The 14,070-nt window shown below is 74.7% G+C and carries 14 protein-coding genes; 6 read left to right on the top strand and 8 right to left on the bottom strand.

The genetic code is table 11. From position 1 onward, the window contains the following. Both IF655_RS24455 and IF655_RS24450 read left to right on the top strand, forming a co-directional pair. Nucleotides 1-408: LPXTG cell wall anchor domain-containing protein (locus IF655_RS24455; RefSeq protein WP_199587256.1), on the top strand; the 408-nt coding region annotated here is incomplete at its 5' end. A gap of 275 nt (nucleotides 409-683) precedes the next feature. Then, nucleotides 684-1,919: a glycoside hydrolase family 26 protein gene (locus IF655_RS24450; RefSeq protein ID WP_199587255.1), complete on the top strand. Its 1,236-nt coding sequence runs from the start codon at nucleotides 684-686 to the stop codon at nucleotides 1,917-1,919. Here IF655_RS24450 and IF655_RS24445 read toward each other — a convergent pair. The 8 genes from IF655_RS24445 to IF655_RS24410 form a co-directional block, all read right to left on the bottom strand. Then, complete coding sequence (locus IF655_RS24445) at nucleotides 1,916-3,049, bottom strand: GNAT family N-acetyltransferase (protein ID WP_199587254.1); 1,134 nt, start codon at nucleotides 3,047-3,049, stop codon at nucleotides 1,916-1,918. The genes IF655_RS24450 and IF655_RS24445 overlap by 4 nt on opposite strands. After that, nucleotides 3,046-3,681, bottom strand: a complete 636-nt coding sequence (locus IF655_RS24440) for a lipopolysaccharide biosynthesis protein (RefSeq protein ID WP_199587253.1) — start codon at nucleotides 3,679-3,681, stop codon at nucleotides 3,046-3,048. The genes IF655_RS24445 and IF655_RS24440 overlap by 4 nt, the downstream gene beginning before the upstream one ends. Continuing rightward, the gene (locus tag IF655_RS24435) at nucleotides 3,678-4,844 is read right to left on the bottom strand and encodes a glycosyltransferase (RefSeq protein ID WP_199587252.1); all 1,167 of its coding nucleotides are present in this window, start codon (nucleotides 4,842-4,844) and stop codon (nucleotides 3,678-3,680) included. The genes IF655_RS24440 and IF655_RS24435 overlap by 4 nt, the downstream gene beginning before the upstream one ends. Continuing rightward, complete coding sequence (locus IF655_RS24430; protein WP_199587251.1) at nucleotides 4,841-5,617, bottom strand: polysaccharide deacetylase family protein; 777 nt, start codon at nucleotides 5,615-5,617, stop codon at nucleotides 4,841-4,843. Before IF655_RS24430 ends, IF655_RS24435 begins: the two co-directional genes overlap by 4 nt. Beyond that, complete coding sequence (locus tag IF655_RS24425; protein WP_374100340.1) at nucleotides 5,601-7,337, bottom strand: lipid II flippase MurJ; 1,737 nt, start codon at nucleotides 7,335-7,337, stop codon at nucleotides 5,601-5,603. The genes IF655_RS24430 and IF655_RS24425 overlap by 17 nt, the downstream gene beginning before the upstream one ends. A 77-nt stretch (nucleotides 7,338-7,414) precedes the next feature. Continuing rightward, nucleotides 7,415-8,803, bottom strand: coding sequence for an O-antigen ligase (locus IF655_RS24420; RefSeq protein WP_199587249.1), 1,389 nt, complete (start codon nucleotides 8,801-8,803; stop codon nucleotides 7,415-7,417). Nucleotides 8,804-8,806: 3 nt separating this feature from the next. Continuing rightward, a complete protein-coding gene (locus IF655_RS24415) occupies nucleotides 8,807-10,222 on the bottom strand; it encodes an exopolysaccharide biosynthesis polyprenyl glycosylphosphotransferase (RefSeq protein WP_199587248.1) in 1,416 nt (471 codons plus the stop codon). Further along, the gene (locus tag IF655_RS24410; protein WP_199587247.1) at nucleotides 10,219-11,487 is read right to left on the bottom strand and encodes a glycosyltransferase; all 1,269 of its coding nucleotides are present in this window, start codon (nucleotides 11,485-11,487) and stop codon (nucleotides 10,219-10,221) included. The genes IF655_RS24415 and IF655_RS24410 overlap by 4 nt, the downstream gene beginning before the upstream one ends. 580 nt (nucleotides 11,488-12,067) lie before the next feature. On the opposite strand from IF655_RS24410, the gene IF655_RS24405 reads away from it, so the two are divergent. The 4 genes from IF655_RS24405 (at nucleotide 12,068) to IF655_RS24390 (ending at nucleotide 13,990) form a co-directional block, all read left to right on the top strand. After that, nucleotides 12,068-12,307, top strand: coding sequence for a chaplin (locus IF655_RS24405; RefSeq protein ID WP_018545032.1), 240 nt, complete (start codon nucleotides 12,068-12,070; stop codon nucleotides 12,305-12,307). Nucleotides 12,308-12,400: 93 nt separating this feature from the next. Next, complete coding sequence (locus IF655_RS24400) at nucleotides 12,401-12,688, top strand: hypothetical protein (protein WP_199587246.1); 288 nt, start codon at nucleotides 12,401-12,403, stop codon at nucleotides 12,686-12,688. 214 nt (nucleotides 12,689-12,902) lie between these two features. Then, the gene (locus IF655_RS24395) at nucleotides 12,903-13,403 is read left to right on the top strand and encodes a DUF5949 family protein (RefSeq protein WP_199587245.1); all 501 of its coding nucleotides are present in this window, start codon (nucleotides 12,903-12,905) and stop codon (nucleotides 13,401-13,403) included. Continuing rightward, nucleotides 13,403-13,990 (top strand): vitamin K epoxide reductase family protein, encoded by a 588-nt coding sequence (locus tag IF655_RS24390; protein ID WP_199587244.1) that lies wholly within the window; start codon nucleotides 13,403-13,405, stop codon nucleotides 13,988-13,990. The genes IF655_RS24395 and IF655_RS24390 overlap by 1 nt, the downstream gene beginning before the upstream one ends. The last annotated feature ends 80 nt before the right edge of the window (nucleotides 13,991-14,070 follow it).

Below are 14,070 nucleotides of genomic sequence, written 5' to 3'. Positions count from 1 at the left end.
GAAGAAACGACTCCTCCGCCGTACGGCGGTGAGGAGACCACGCCTCCGCCGCACCACAGCACGCCGCCGCCCTACGGCGGCGAGGAGACCACTCCGCCCCCGTACGGCGGTGAAGAAACGACTCCTCCGCCGTACGGCGGTGAGGAGACCACGCCTCCGCCGCACCACAGCACGCCGCCGCCCTACGGGGGCGAGGAGAGCACTCCGCCGCCGCACACTCCGCCGCCTCACACCCACCCGCCGCACACGCCTCCGCCGCACGGCGGACACCACCACCCGCACAAGCCGTCCCTTCCGCACACCGGTGGACAGGAACGTCTCCTGCTCGGCGCCTCGGCCGCCGGTGCCGTGCTGATCGCGGCCGGTGCGGTGCTGTTCCGGCGAGGCCGGGCAGCGTCCCGTCGGTAGTGCGCCGGGTGCCGGACCCGAGCGCCCGGCACACCGGCGGCACGCGGCGCCGTACCGCCACGGCGCCGTACCGAATCCTTCAGCGCCGGACCTGCTCCGGCGCCCCGCCACGCCGCCCGGCGGGACCCGGCCAGCCTGCCGGCCCCTTTGTGTGACCGGCGTCGTTCACCCGGGTGGCAGGGGGCGGCCACCTGAAAGCCCCACCGCGCTGGCGCGGACCCCCTCCCTGTGACTGGGTGTCAGGTACAGCGCGCGCAGAGAAGAGAGGGGCGGTCATGGACGCACCGCGACGACGGGTCCGGCGCGGACGGCTGACGGCGGCCGTGGCCGCGGTCATCGCCTCGGCGGCGTTGCTGACCGGCTCCGGCTTCGCGGCGCGGGAGGACCCCGCGAGCGCGCGGACGCCAGCCTTTGGCGCCTTCCTCGACTCCGGACCGCTCGGTGTCGCCCGCATGGCCGGGCTGAGCCGCTGGCTCGGCGGGCGGGAGCTGACGGTCGCCCACACCTATCTGCCCGGCGGACGCTGGAGCGACATCGAGGGCGACCCCGCCTTCCTCGCCCCCTGGGCGCACTGGCGCCGCGCGCAGGCGGACCGCACGCTCGTCCTCAACGTGCCGCTCCAGGAGCACAACGAGGACCACCTCTCCGACGCGCGGGTACGGCAATTGCTGCGCCAGGGCGCCGACGGCGACTTCGACCAGCACTTCCGCACCCTGGCCCGGCACCTGGTCGACCTCAAGGTGCCCGACACGGTCCTCGTGCTCGGCTGGGAGATGAACGGCATCACCTACACCCACCGCTGCGGACCCGACCCCGAGGCGTGGAAGGCGTACTGGAACCGGATCGTCGCCGCCATGCGCTCGGTCCCCGGCCAGCGCTTCCGCTTCGACTTCGCTCCGAGCCGCGGGCGGGACGCCGTCCCGTGGACCGAGTGCTATCCCGGCGACGACACCGTGGACATCGTCGGCATGGACTCCTACGACCAGCCGAGCGGGCTCTCCTTCGACGAGCAGGTGAGCGAGCCGTACGGTCTCCAGGCGCACGTGGACTTCGCCCGCGCCCACGGCAAGCCGGTCTCGTACCCGGAGTGGGGGCTGTTCCGCAACGGCGACAACGCGGAGTACATGCGGCGGATGCTCGCCTGGTTCGACGCGCACAAGCCGCTGTACAACACGCTCACCGACTACTGCCCGCACGGCGTCTGGCAGTGCGCCGCGAATCCGAGGGCGGCGGCGGTGTACCGGGCGGCGCTGTCGGGCGGGGCGGGACAGCCGACGCCGAGCGGCACACCGACACCGACACCGACCCCCACTCCGACACCGTCGCCCACGCCGTCGCCCTCGCCCGACGGGACGCCGAGCCCCTCGCCGACTCCCACCGGTTCGCCGTCGACGTCCCCCGACCCCGAACTCCCGGACGGATGCACGCCGTTGCTGCCGGAGAGCTGGATCCAGGAGTGGCTCGGGGAGGGGTTCTGTCTTCCCGCGACCCGGTGGCGGGGGATGCGCTAGCCGCGCCGGAGGTCCTGCCAGCGGTGCAGGACCTCCTTGCCGTGCCGCCGTGCCGCCACGTCGTACAGCGCTGCCGACAGCAGTGGGACGGTGCGGCGGCGGGCCAGGAGGAGGCGGACGCTGGGAACGCGGTCGGGGCGCCAGTGGTGCTTGTACGGCTCGTCGCCGCGCATGAGGCTCAGGGTGCGGTGGGCGCCGGTGGCGGCACGGTCGGCGCAGGCGTCCAGCAGTATCACCGCGACGTCCGCGCGCAGCTCGCGCAGCCTGGGATGGGCGCCGTAGAGGTAGCCGCCCGCGAGGTGGGGGGAGAGCAGGGTGACGTCGACGGCGACCACCTCCGTGCCGAGCAGGAACTCGGTCACCACGGCGTCCCCGGAGCGCGCCATCGCGCCCACCGCGCGCAGCAGATGCTCGCGGAAGCGCGGGCGCAGATGCTCGGTGGTCACCTTGCGGTCCGCCCACTGGAGCCGGTGCAGCTCCAGCAGGCGGCGCAGCGCGCGGTCGGTGTCGTGGGGTGCGGCGACCCGGCGGGTCACGCCCAGCGCGGTCAGCTTGCGGAGCTTGGCGCGCACCCGCTGTGCCTTCTTCGAGGGGAGCCGGGCGATCAGGTCGGCCATGGGGGCGGCGGGCAGTTCCAGGCAGAGGGAGTCGGGCACGCGGCGACGGGGTCCTGGCCAGCGGTCGTAGATCCGCTCGGCGGCACCGCCGGGGCGTACCTCGCGGAGGTCGATCAGCGCGGTGCGGGCGGCGAGGGAGAGTTCGCGGGTGAGGGCGTCGGCGGCGCGGCCGTCGTCGGCGTCGTCGAGGAGGAGGTCGCCGTAGTCGCTGATCGCGCCGCCGAGCGGGACGAGCGCGGTGAGCGGGCTGCGGACCAGGGTCAGCGGGGCGGCGGCGACCAGGTCGGGTCCGGAGCGCACCAGCAGGAGCCGCAGTCGTCCGGGGCGCCCGTAGGAGCGCCACCAGGAGTGCAGCCAGGCGTGGCTCTGGAACGGGGTGGCGGTCGCGCAGCGGCGGTGGAGCCGGGTCCAGGACGGGGCGAGCGCGGCGAAGGCACCGGGGTCGGTGACCAGTTCGGTGGTGAGGGCGGGGCGGACGGTGCGGGCGGGGCGCGCCGCGTAGGTGGCCGTCACCGCAGACCGGCGGCGTCGGCGGCGGCCGGGGCGGGCAGCGTGGCCGGGCGGAGGGGCTCCGGTTCGGGTCGTCGGCGCGGTCGGACCAGCAGGGCGAGACCGCCGAGCAGTCCGCCCGCGCTCGCCCCGACCAGCCCCGTCACGGCGGCCGAGGGCGAACTCGGCTCGGTGGGCGCGACCGCCCGCGCGAACTGTCGAAGCTCCACGTGCGTGTCGGCGGCGGCGCCGCCCGCCTGCGCGGTGAGGGCATCGGCGACCGCGTTGGCCATGGCGGCGGCTCGCGCGGGCCGGGCCGAGGTGGCGGACACGGCGACCATCGGGGCGTCCGGCGAGGTCGCCGTGCGCACGCTCTCCCGCAGGGTGTCCGTGCCCGCGCCCGCCTTCGCCCGCGCGGCCGCGAGCACGGCGGGCTGGGTGGCGATCCTGCCGTACGCCTGCGCGAACCCGAGCGCCGCGCCGGGGTCGGACCGCTCGGTGGGCACCGCGACGACATAGCTGGTGGCGGTGTACGCGGGCGGCTTCACGATGCCGTACGTGCCGCCGAGCAGTCCGCCCGCGACGACCCCGGTCGCCACCAGCGACCAGGACGGCAGACGGGAGATACGACGGCGCCGGTGTGGGTTCTCGGTCATGAGGGGCTGCCTCCCAAGGGGGTGCGGGACGAGGGGACGAGTGCCGCCGCGTAGACGTCCATCAGCCGGGCGGCGCTGCGGGTGACGCAGTAGTGGCGGGCGGCCCCGGGCGCGGTGCGCGGGCCGGGTCCGGCGGCGCGGACCCCGGCGAGCGCGGCGGCGTACGCCTCGGGGTCGCAGGGGATGCGGACGGCGTCCGGCGCCGCCCCGGACGGCAGGTCCTCGACGGCAGGACAGGAGGAGTGGCGCACCGGCAGCCCTGCCGCCAGCGCCTCCACGACCGCGAGCCCGAACGCCTCCTCCGGGGACGGCGAGGCCAGCACGTCCATCGCGGAGGTCAGCGCGGGCAGATCGGGACCGTCCGACCTGTCCGACCCGCCCGATCCGTCGGTCGGATACGGCCGTTCACCGGCGAACACCACCCGCTCCGCGACCCCGGTCTCCTCGGCACGGCGCCGCAGGGCGCCCTCCTCGGGACCGCCGCCGACCAGCAGGAGCCTTGTGTCGGGCGGGAGTTGAGCGAGGGCTTGGACGAGGATGTCGAAGCGCTTGCCCGGGGCGAGTCTGCCGATGCCGCCGACGACGAACGCCTGTTTCGGTAGTCCGAGTTGGGCTCGCGCGCGCTCCCGGGCGGCGGGGTCGTAGCGGAAGCGGTCGAGGTCGATGCCGTTCGGCACGACCGCGATACGGGGCTCGGGGATGCCCCAACGGGTCAGCCGCGCGGCGACAGTTGGCGACACGGCGACCGTGGACCGTCCCAGTCGCTCGCCCGCCAGATACAGCGCCCGCACGCCGGAGTTGAGCGGGCGCCCCTCCATCTGGGAGTCGCCCAGGGAGTGTTCGGTCGCCACCACCGCGCGGACTCCGGCGAGCCGGGCGGCAACGCGGCCGTAGAGGCAGGCGCGGTAGAGGTGGGTGTGCACGAGGTCGTAGCGTCCGCGCCGGATCAGCCGGGTCAGCCGGGGGAGCGCGGACAGGTCGCGGTTGCCGCCCATGGCGAGGTTCGTCACCCGCACCCCGTCGGCCCGCAGCCCGTCGGCCACCGGACCGGGGTTGGTCAGCGTCACCACGTCGCACTCGATGGGCAAGTGGCGCAACAGCAGCCTGAGTTGCTGCTCCGCTCCGCCCACGCCGAGTCCGGTGATGATGTGCAGCGCCCTCATCGCGGACCCGGCACGGGACGGCGGCGCAGGCGGTGCAGCCGGTACTTCAGGAACAGCCGGGCGGCGGTGTCGTTCTCCCCGATGTGCACGCGGGGGAGTGCGTACGGTCCGGTCAGCGCGCCGGGGTCGATGGCGCAGGCGTATCCGTAACCGGCGGCGCGTACCGCGTCGCGCACCCGCTGGTCCACGGTGCCGTACGGATAGCAGAAGCCGTCGGCGGGGCTGCCGGTCAACTCCGTAAGAAGCGCTCTGCTTTGGGAGATCTCCTCGGTCAGGGTGCGGTCGTCGGCGCGGGTGAGGTCGAGGTGGGTCAGACCGTGCGAGCCGATCTCCATCCCGGCGCGCCGGGCCTGGCGTACGGCGTCGGCGGTGAGGAGCGGTTTGCACGGACCCGGGCGGTCCCAGGAGTTGTCGCCGCCGAGCCTGCCGGGCAGTACGAACAGGGTGGCCGTGCACTCCCAACGGGACAGCACCGGAAGGGCGTCGGTGAGGAAGTCGGCGTACCCGTCGTCGAAGGTGAGCCCCACCAGTCCGCGCCCCTCGCCCCGCGCGCGGGCGGTCAGCAGCTCGGCCACGCTCACCCCGCGCAGCCCGCGACCGCGCAGCCAGCGCAACTGCCGCTCCAGCCGGGCGGGCGTCACGGTGACGCGGTACGGGTCGTCGGAGCAGTCCCCGACCGAGTGGTACATGGCGATCCACGGGACCGGACCGGGTCTGGCCCGCCCCGGGGAGCGGTCGCGGGGCAGGGACGCGGACTCAACGGAAGACGGCATGGGCGAGCCTTCGGGTGTGGGTGCGTACGGAACGGACGGCGGATGCGAGACCCGGGGCGCCCCGGGGCAGGCCGAGCAGGACGAACACGGCGGCGACGGTGACGGACCCCGCCGCCAGCCCGCTGAGCGCGCCGCCGGGCACACGCGCGGCGAACGTCCCGGCGGGCGCGGCCAGCGCCGCACCGCGCAACGGGCGGCACAGCTCCGCCAGCACCCGGCGGACCCGGACCGGCACCCCGCGCCGCATGCCGCGTCGCCGCGCGCGCATCCCGCCGAGCAGCAGGGCGGCGGTGAGCGTGATGCCGGTGGCGTTGGCGGCGGCGATCCCGGTCACGCCCCAGGTGCCGATCGTCGCCGCGCCGATCCAGGCGGTGACCGCGACCCCGGTGGCGATGGCACCGACCGGGTACCAGGCGGCGCGTCCCGCCGAGAAGTAGGAGCGGACCAGGACACCGGTCAGGGTCTGCCCGAGCAGTCCGGTCGCGTACACGCGCATCACGCCCGCCGTCGCCGCCGTGTCCTCGGCGGTGAACGCGCCGCGCTGGAAAAGCAGTTGGACGATCTGCGGGGCGCAGGCCAGCACCGCCGCCGTGCCGAGCAGCACCAACGTGGCGGCGACCGCGAGATCCCGCTCCACCCGGACCCGCGCCCGCTCGGTGTCGCCCTCGGCCAGCGCCCGCGCGACCACCGGGAAGGTGACCGTGCACAGCATCATCGACATGGTCATCGGGATCTGGGCGATCTTCTGGGCGTAGTTGAGATGCGAGATCGCCCCCGACGGCAGCCCCGAGGCGAGGAACCGCTCGATCAGCACCTGCGACTGACGGCACAGCGCGAACAGCAGCACGGTGGCCATCAGTTGGAGGTCGACGCGCTGGTGCCGCGGTGCGGGGCACGGTTCGACGGACAGCGGCGCGTCGGTCTCGTGGGTGCGTAAGCGCCTTACCAGGAAGGGAAGTTGAAGGAGCACCATCAGAACTCCGCCCAGCGCCACCCCGAACGCGGCCGAGCGCACGCCCCACGCGCCGCCCAGGGCGAACATCGCCGTCACGATGCCCGTGTTGTAGGCGACGTAGATCGCGGCAGGGGCGAGGAAGCTGCGGTGGGCGCGCAGGGCGGCGCTGCAGTACCCCGCGAGTCCGAAGCTGACCACACAAGTGGCGGTGAGCCTGGTGCAGTTGACGGCGAGCGCGGGGTCGGGCAGTCCGGGCGCCAGCACCTCGACGAGTCCGGGCGCGGCTGTCGCGAGCAGCGCGCCCACCACGGTGAGGGCGAGGGCGAGGCGGGGCAGCGTATGGGCGACGAGCGAACGCACCGGATCGCCCGGCGCCCCGCGCGCCCGCCGGGCCAGCGCCATGCTGAACGCCGGGATCAGCGCGAACGCCAGACCGTCCTCGATGAGCAGCGTGGCCGCGAACTCCGGCACCGTCCAGGCGACCAGGAACGCGTCGGTGTCCTGCCCGGCGCCGAAGAGCCGCGCCAGCGACTGGTCCCGGACCAGCCCGAGGACGGCGCCCGCCGCGGACAGGGAGGCGGTGAGGAGGGCGGCGCGGGCGAGGAAGCGAGGAGTGGTGGCGGGGGGTTCCGGGGTCGGGGTGGTGGGGAGACTGGGGTGCGGCGGGGTGGCACCGGTCTTCTCCAGGGGACCCGGAGCGGGCTTCGGCGCGGGTCCGGGAGCGGTCCTCGGCGCGGTGCCAGGACCGGTCGTCGGCACGGGCATCGGCATCGGGCGCGGACCGGTCTGCGGTACGGGCGCCGGTTCCGTCTCCGGCACCGGCTCAGGGAGCGGGGTGACGGTCACAGGACTCCGGCTCCCCTCGCCACCGGGACGGCGGGGACGACACCGGCGACGACCCGAGCGGCGCGCCCCCGCTCCGCCCCGCCCACCAGCGCCCACCACGCCACCAGCCCCAGGACCACCCCGGTCAGCACGGTGGACGGGCCGCCGATGTCGGCGTACATGAAGTCGACCAGCAGCCAGATCAGCAGACCGCAGCCGATGACGCCGTACTCCCTTGCCCGAGTCGTACGGGTCGTACCGGTCGTCCACAGCCCCCGCAGCCCGAGCGTGAGCAGCGCGAGCCAGGAGCCCGCGAGGCAGAGGAGACCGGTCAGACCCTGTTCGCCGAGGACCAGGAGGTACATGTTGTGCGGGGAGAGCAGCGGCTGTTTGCGGTAGCCCGCGCCGGCGCCCGCCGTGTCGCCGCCGGAGGACAGCGCCAGCGAGGCGTGTCCGTCGCGGTACTCGGGGAAGCCCTTCAACCCCACGCCGGTCAGCGGGTGTTCGCGCCACATGCCGGTCGCCGCCGCCCACATGGTGTACCGGTCGGTCACCGACTGGTCCGGCGCGTCCGCCACCTGCGTGATGCTGTCCAGCCGCTCCTGGAGCATCGCCGTACCCACCCCGAGACCGCCCACCAGCACCACCCCCGCCGCCAGCGCGACCGCGCCCACCTTCAGCGCCCGGCGCGGTCCGGACAGCGCGAGCTGCACGGTGAGCGTCAGGGTGGTCGCGATCCAGGCACCCCGGCTGAAGGACAGCGCGAGCGGCACCAGCAGGGCGAGGGCGCAGACTCCGGCGATCACTCGCTCGCGAGGGGGAGTTGAGCCGGGTCCCGATTCCGGGGTCGAAGCAGGTCCCCCGCCCAGCGCCACCCCCACCGCGCAGATCAGCCCGAACGACACCACCGTCGCCATCCCCATCACGTCCTGCGCCCCGAAGGTGCCGACCGCGCGGATGTCCTCGCCCTGGTAGGAGGCACCGGTCGCGGTGACGTACTGCTTCACCCCGACCGCCCCCTCCCACAGCGCGAGCCCGATCAACGCCCAGAGCAGCAGCCGTACATCGCGCCGGTCGCGCAGGAGCAGCACCACCGCCGCCGGGAGCAGGACGAAGATCTGGAGGTAGCGGCCGAGACCCGCGAGCCCCGCGCCGGGCGAGACCGCGCCCATCGCGGCCAGCGCCGTCCCGGCCACCGGCAGCCCGAGGACCACCGCCGCCGTACGGGACAGCGGGCGCCGCCGCTCGCGCAGCAGGCGCAGGACGCAGTACCCGACGACCAGCGCGGAGGCGGCGTCGGCCGGTCCGGCGCCGCCTCCGTCGCCCGACGCGGGGAGCGCCAGGAGCACCACGACGGCGAGCACCGGCAGGACCGGGCGGCGCGACAGCCACAGGACGAGACTCATCGGTCAGCTCCCGGTGGAACGCACGAGCACGGCGGCGGTGCGCAGCAGGATGCAGACGTCCTGCCACAGCGACCACGTGTCGATGTACGCGTTGTCGAAGCGGGCCCGGTCCTCGATCGAGGTGTCCCCGCGCAACCCGCTCACCTGCGCGAGCCCGGTGACGCCGACCCGCATCCGGTGCCGGGACGCGTAGCCGGGGTGGAGCTGGCTGAACCGCGCGACGAAGAAGGGGCGTTCGGGGCGCGGTCCGACCAGGCTCATGTCGCCCCGGAAGACGTTCCACAACTGGAGCAGCTCGTCCAGCGACGTCCGGCGCAGGAAGCGGCAGAAGGCGCTCATCTCCGGCTCGCCCGCCACACTCCAGCGCGTCGCGGACTCGCGCTCGTCCACCGGGCGGTGCGTGCGGAACTTCAGCAGGGTGAAGGGGCGCCCGTCCTTGCCGATCCGCTCCTGCCGGAACACCACGCCCGGTCCCTCGGTCAGCCGCAGCACCGCGGCGCACGCCAGCAGCAGCGGACCGCACAGGACGAGCAGGGCGCCCGAGACGGTCAGGTCCAGCAGCCGCTTGGCCAGGCTGTCCGGTTGCCGCGGGCCCGCGTCGAGCCGCCGTACGGCGAACCCGGCCAGCCGCTCGCGCACGTCGTACGCCGGACCGTCCGGTGCCACCTCCCACAGGGCGCAGCCCGATTCGGCGAGCGCCCGCAGCAGCGGAGCCCGCTCGGCGCGGGTCGCGGGTCCGACGACGAGGACGGTGCGCACCCCGTTCTGGATCAGAGCCCGCTCCACCTGCTCCTCACCGGTCAGCACCGGCAGACCGTCGCTGCCGTCCGGGTGGTCCGCGACCACGCCGACCGGTCGCACTCCGCAGCGCGGGTGCCTGAGCAGCGCGGCAGCCACCCGCTGGGCGGTCGCGGCGGGACCGACCACGAGGGCAGCGCTCGGTCGGCGCAGCCGCGCCGCCGTCCGCCTGCCGCGCACCACGCCCCGGCCCGCGCAGGACACCGCGGAGTGCAGCGCCCAGCCGAGCAGGAGGGTCCGGGCGGTCAGCGCGGCGGCCGGTTCGCGGGCCGCGACGAGCGCGGCGAGCGCGAGCCAGGAGACCGCGATCCGCCCGCAGACGGAGGGGAGTTCGTCCAGCGCGCCGGACATCGCGCGCGTCGGCCGGGGGCGGAGCAGCAGGGCGGCGCACATCAGCGCGGCGACCAGCAGCGGGCGGTGCGTGGCCGTGTCCAGCGCGGCGGCGCCGACGAGCGCCCCGGCGAGGTCGGCGGCGAGCAGGGGCAGGGGAGAGGCGGCCCGGGCGGGCGGCCGACGTACCGGGAGCCGGAAGCCGCGCGCGGCACGGGCGCGTACGACGGGGACCTGACCCGTCGCCCGGTCCCAGGGCTGCGCGGTGGGGGCGGTGCTTTCCGTGGTCACGAGAGAAGGGACTCCCTGCGCTCGGCGGGCATGGGCGGCCGGGCGCCGAGGAGTTCGCGGTAGAGGTCCGCGATCCGCTCGGCGGTGTGCCGCACGTCGTGGGTGGACAGGACGTGGCGGCGCCCCGACTCGCCGAACTCCGCGCGTAACGGCGCGTCGGTCAGCAGTCCGGCGACGGCTGCCGCCAGCGCGCCCGGGTCCTCGGGCGGCACCAGACACAGCCCCGCCGACGCGGGCGGCAGGCTCTCCCGCGCGCCGTCCACGTCCGTGACCACCACGGGCCGCCCGCAGGCCAGCGCCTCCAGCGGGGCGAGCGCCATGCCCTCCCAGCGCGAGGGCAGCACCACCAGATCGGCGGCGCGGTACCAGGGGCGTACGTCACGCACCGCGCCCGGGAACAGCACGCCCGGTCCCGCCGCAGCGCGCAGCGCCGCCCGGTCCGGACCGTCGCCGACCAGCGCGAGCCGCGCGTCCGGCACCTCGGTCCGCACCCGTTCCCAGGCACGCAGCAGCACGTCCTGACCCTTCTGGCGGCAGAGGCGTCCTACGCAGACGACGAGGGGGGCGGTGCGGGTGCTCTTTCCGCCGAGCCCCTCCGCGCGGAGACCGTCCGCGCTGCGACTCTCCGCGCCGACGCCCTCCGCGCCGAGGTTCGCCGCGTCGACGCCCTCCGCCTGGAGTTCCGCCGCCAGCGCGTCCCGCGCCGCTTCCGCCGGAGCCGGGCAGAAGCGCACCGGGTCGACGCCGTTGGGGATCACGGCGTACGCGGCGCGCACCCCGGCGCGCAGCCCCCGCTCGCGCTCCGCCTCGCTGACACACACCACACGGTCGGCCCAGCGAGCCCCCAGCCGCTCCCAGCGCCGGGCGAGCAGACCGGTGATGCCGTCGGCCGCCTCGAAGGACCAGGCGTGCGGCTGGAAGACGGTCGGGACACGGCCGCGCAGGGCGAGCCGGGCGGCAAGGCCGGCCTTCGCGCTGTGCGCGTGCACCAGCTCCGGCCGCGCCTGCGCTATCAGGCGCCCGAGGCGCCGTACCTCGCCCCGCAGCCCCGGACCGGGCGACCGCACCGCCGCCCACTCCCGCACCTCCGCACCCAACTCACGGGCACTGGAGGCGAGTTTTCCCTCGGGGCAGCCGACGGTCACCCGCAGTCCCGAGGCGAGCTGAGCCCGTACGAGGTCCAGGACGACCCGGGCGACACCGCCGTCGACGGGTTGCGCGAGGTGCAGGACCCGGGGCCGGAAGTCGGGGGCTGGCTGGTGCATGTCGCGGACTACCTCGCTCGTGGAAGGGGGGCGCTCGGGGCTGCGGTCGCAGTGGGGGCGCCCGGGGCTTGGGAGGGGAGCGCGTCGTGCTGCCGGGCGCCCCTCACGGAGCGGAACCCACCGGTCCTCGTCGCGTCCCCGAGGGGAACGAGAGGAAAGCCCGCTGGTCACCGCCCTGCGCGCCGGGTGTGGCCGAGACCCGACAGGTGCGAGCCGCACCCCTCGGACAACAGCCGTATCCACCGCTCGACCCGGGGCAGTACGGGCCCCGCCGCGCCGGTCGTGCGCTCCACTACGCCATTCGGGGGAGAGAGCGGGTCGCGCCCGCGCCCGGCGCACGACCGTGCTCCGGGCAGAGCGCACGCGGCTCGCCCTTCTCCCACGGCCCTTCCCGGGCCGGACATCGAGTCGTTGATCGAGTCATCAATAAGGCGAATCGGGACAACTGTGCCGGATCGCCGGGAGTGCCCCGCACGCCTTTCACTCCTTTGGCGGCACAACCCCCGGGGATGCCACGCGTTGACACTGCGTCGGGCATCCCGCCCGGACTTTTGTCTCGATTTGCAAGGAGCACCTCTCCATGTCGCGTATCGCCAAGGGCCTGGTCCTGACCTCCGCCGCCGTCGCGGCCGTCGCCGGCGGTGCCGGTGTGGCTGCCGCCGACGCCGGAGCGAGCGGCGTCGCCGCCGGTTCCCCCGGTGTCCTGTCGGGCAACGTCATCCAGGTCCCGGTCCACATCCCGGTCAACGTCTGCGGCAACACCATCGACGTCATCGGCCTGCTGAACCCGGCCTTCGGCAACACCTGCGTCAACGACTGATCTCACGGCGCACCCCTTCGGCCGGCCGTCCGCCCGCGCATCGACCGCGGGCGGGCGGCCGGTTTCAGTGAGTTGCCGTAGAGAGGAACCAAGATGAAGTCCCTGAAGGCCGCCGCCGTGCTCGCCGGTTCCGTCGCCCTCGCCGGTGCCGCCGCGCCCGCGTTCGCCTACACCGGCGATCTGACCCCCTCCAGCCTCAACGGCGCCGTCGACCAGGTCGCCCAGGGCGGTCTGACCGTGCGCGACGTGATGCCGCTCCAGCACCAGTCGAACGCCCTCGACACCGAGAACAAGGCGTCCGTCCTGAACACCGTCAACGGCGCCACGACCGCGCTCAACCAGCCCAACCAGTTGCTCGGCGGCCTGCCCCTCAAGGGCTGACCCGGTACCGCGGACGCGAGGAGGGCCGGTCCCGTACGACGGGGACCGGCCCCGTGGTGTCCCCCGACGTGCCACGGTCCGAGCCCCCGGATGTGCCCCGCCCCCCGCTGTGTTCGAGCCCGCTTCCCTCGTTCGTGTGGAGCACCCCGGGCGACTCATCCGGAAGGGTGAGAAGCCACCCGAACCCGCCCCACCCCGTCGATAAGGTCGCGCGGTGACCTCAACCTCAAGCGACGCCCCCGCCTTCCGCGGCACCGACCTCGGCACCCTGGTCCTGCTGGCCTGGAGCGGCGAGGCACCCGACAGCTACGACATGCCGTATCTGCTGGCCTACTCCCTCGGGGACGCACCCGGCGGCCCGCTCGTCACCGCCGCCGCGGTCCACCAGTTGCTCACGCTCAACGGCCTGCCCGTCGGCGGCGAGGTGATCGACGGCTCCACCCGGCCCAGCCTCCCCGTGACCCTGCTGGTCGAGGCGGGCCAGGCGGTCGTCAACATGCCGCAGCTCGTCGCCCAGGCCGACGCGCCCCCGGAGTGGCTCGCCGCCGTCGCCCACCGCGGCTACGCCTACCTCGTCTTCACCACCCGCGCCTGGCCCCAGGGGCGCCCCGGGATGCCCGTCACCCCCGCCGCGCTCGCCGCCTTCGCCGGAGCCGACGAGACCCTGCTCGCCGCCGCGCACCTCATGCTCCCGGCCCGCTCCCTGCGCGGCTGATGCCGCGTGCCCGGACGACCGGACGGGGTCTCGGAGCGCTGCTCGTCCTCATCACCGGGGCGGCCGGACTGCTCGCCTCCTGGGTCATCACCCTGGACGAGTTCAAGCTCCTGAAGGACCCGTCCTTCACCCCCGGCTGCAGCCTCAACCCGGTCGTCTCCTGCGGCAGCGTGATGAAGAGCGCGCAGGCGTCCGTGTTCGGCTTCCCCAACCCGATGCTGGGGCTGCTGGCGTACGCCGTCGTCGTCTGCGTGGGCACCGGTCTGCTGGCCGGTGCCCGCTTCCCGGGCTGGTACTGGCTGGCGTTCTGGGGCGGGTGCCTGTTCGGCGTCGGGTTCGTCACCTGGCTCCAGTTCGAGTCGCTGTACCGCGTCAACGCGCTGTGCCTGTGGTGCTGTCTGGCGTGGGCGGCGACGATCGTCCTCTTCTGGTACGTCACCTCGCTGGTCGTCCGCGAGGGGTATCTGCCCGCGCCGGGTCCGGTACGGACCTTCCTCGCCGACTTCACCTGGCTCCTCGCGCTGCTCCATCTCGGTGTCGTCGGCGTCCTCGTCCTCACCCGCTGGTGGGACTTCTGGACCGGCTGACCGGCGCCGTCCTACCCGGATGGCCCTGCGGCGGTGACTAGGCGCGGCCCGCGCCGGTTACCGGTACCGACATCCGATCC

Origin of the sequence: Streptomyces sp. DSM 110735, from assembly GCF_016482685.1 — a bacterium.
Taxonomy (GTDB): domain Bacteria; phylum Actinomycetota; class Actinomycetes; order Streptomycetales; family Streptomycetaceae; genus Streptomyces.
The sequence above is the reverse complement of the archived record's forward strand: the minus strand, read 5'-3'. Positions and strand labels throughout refer to the sequence as shown.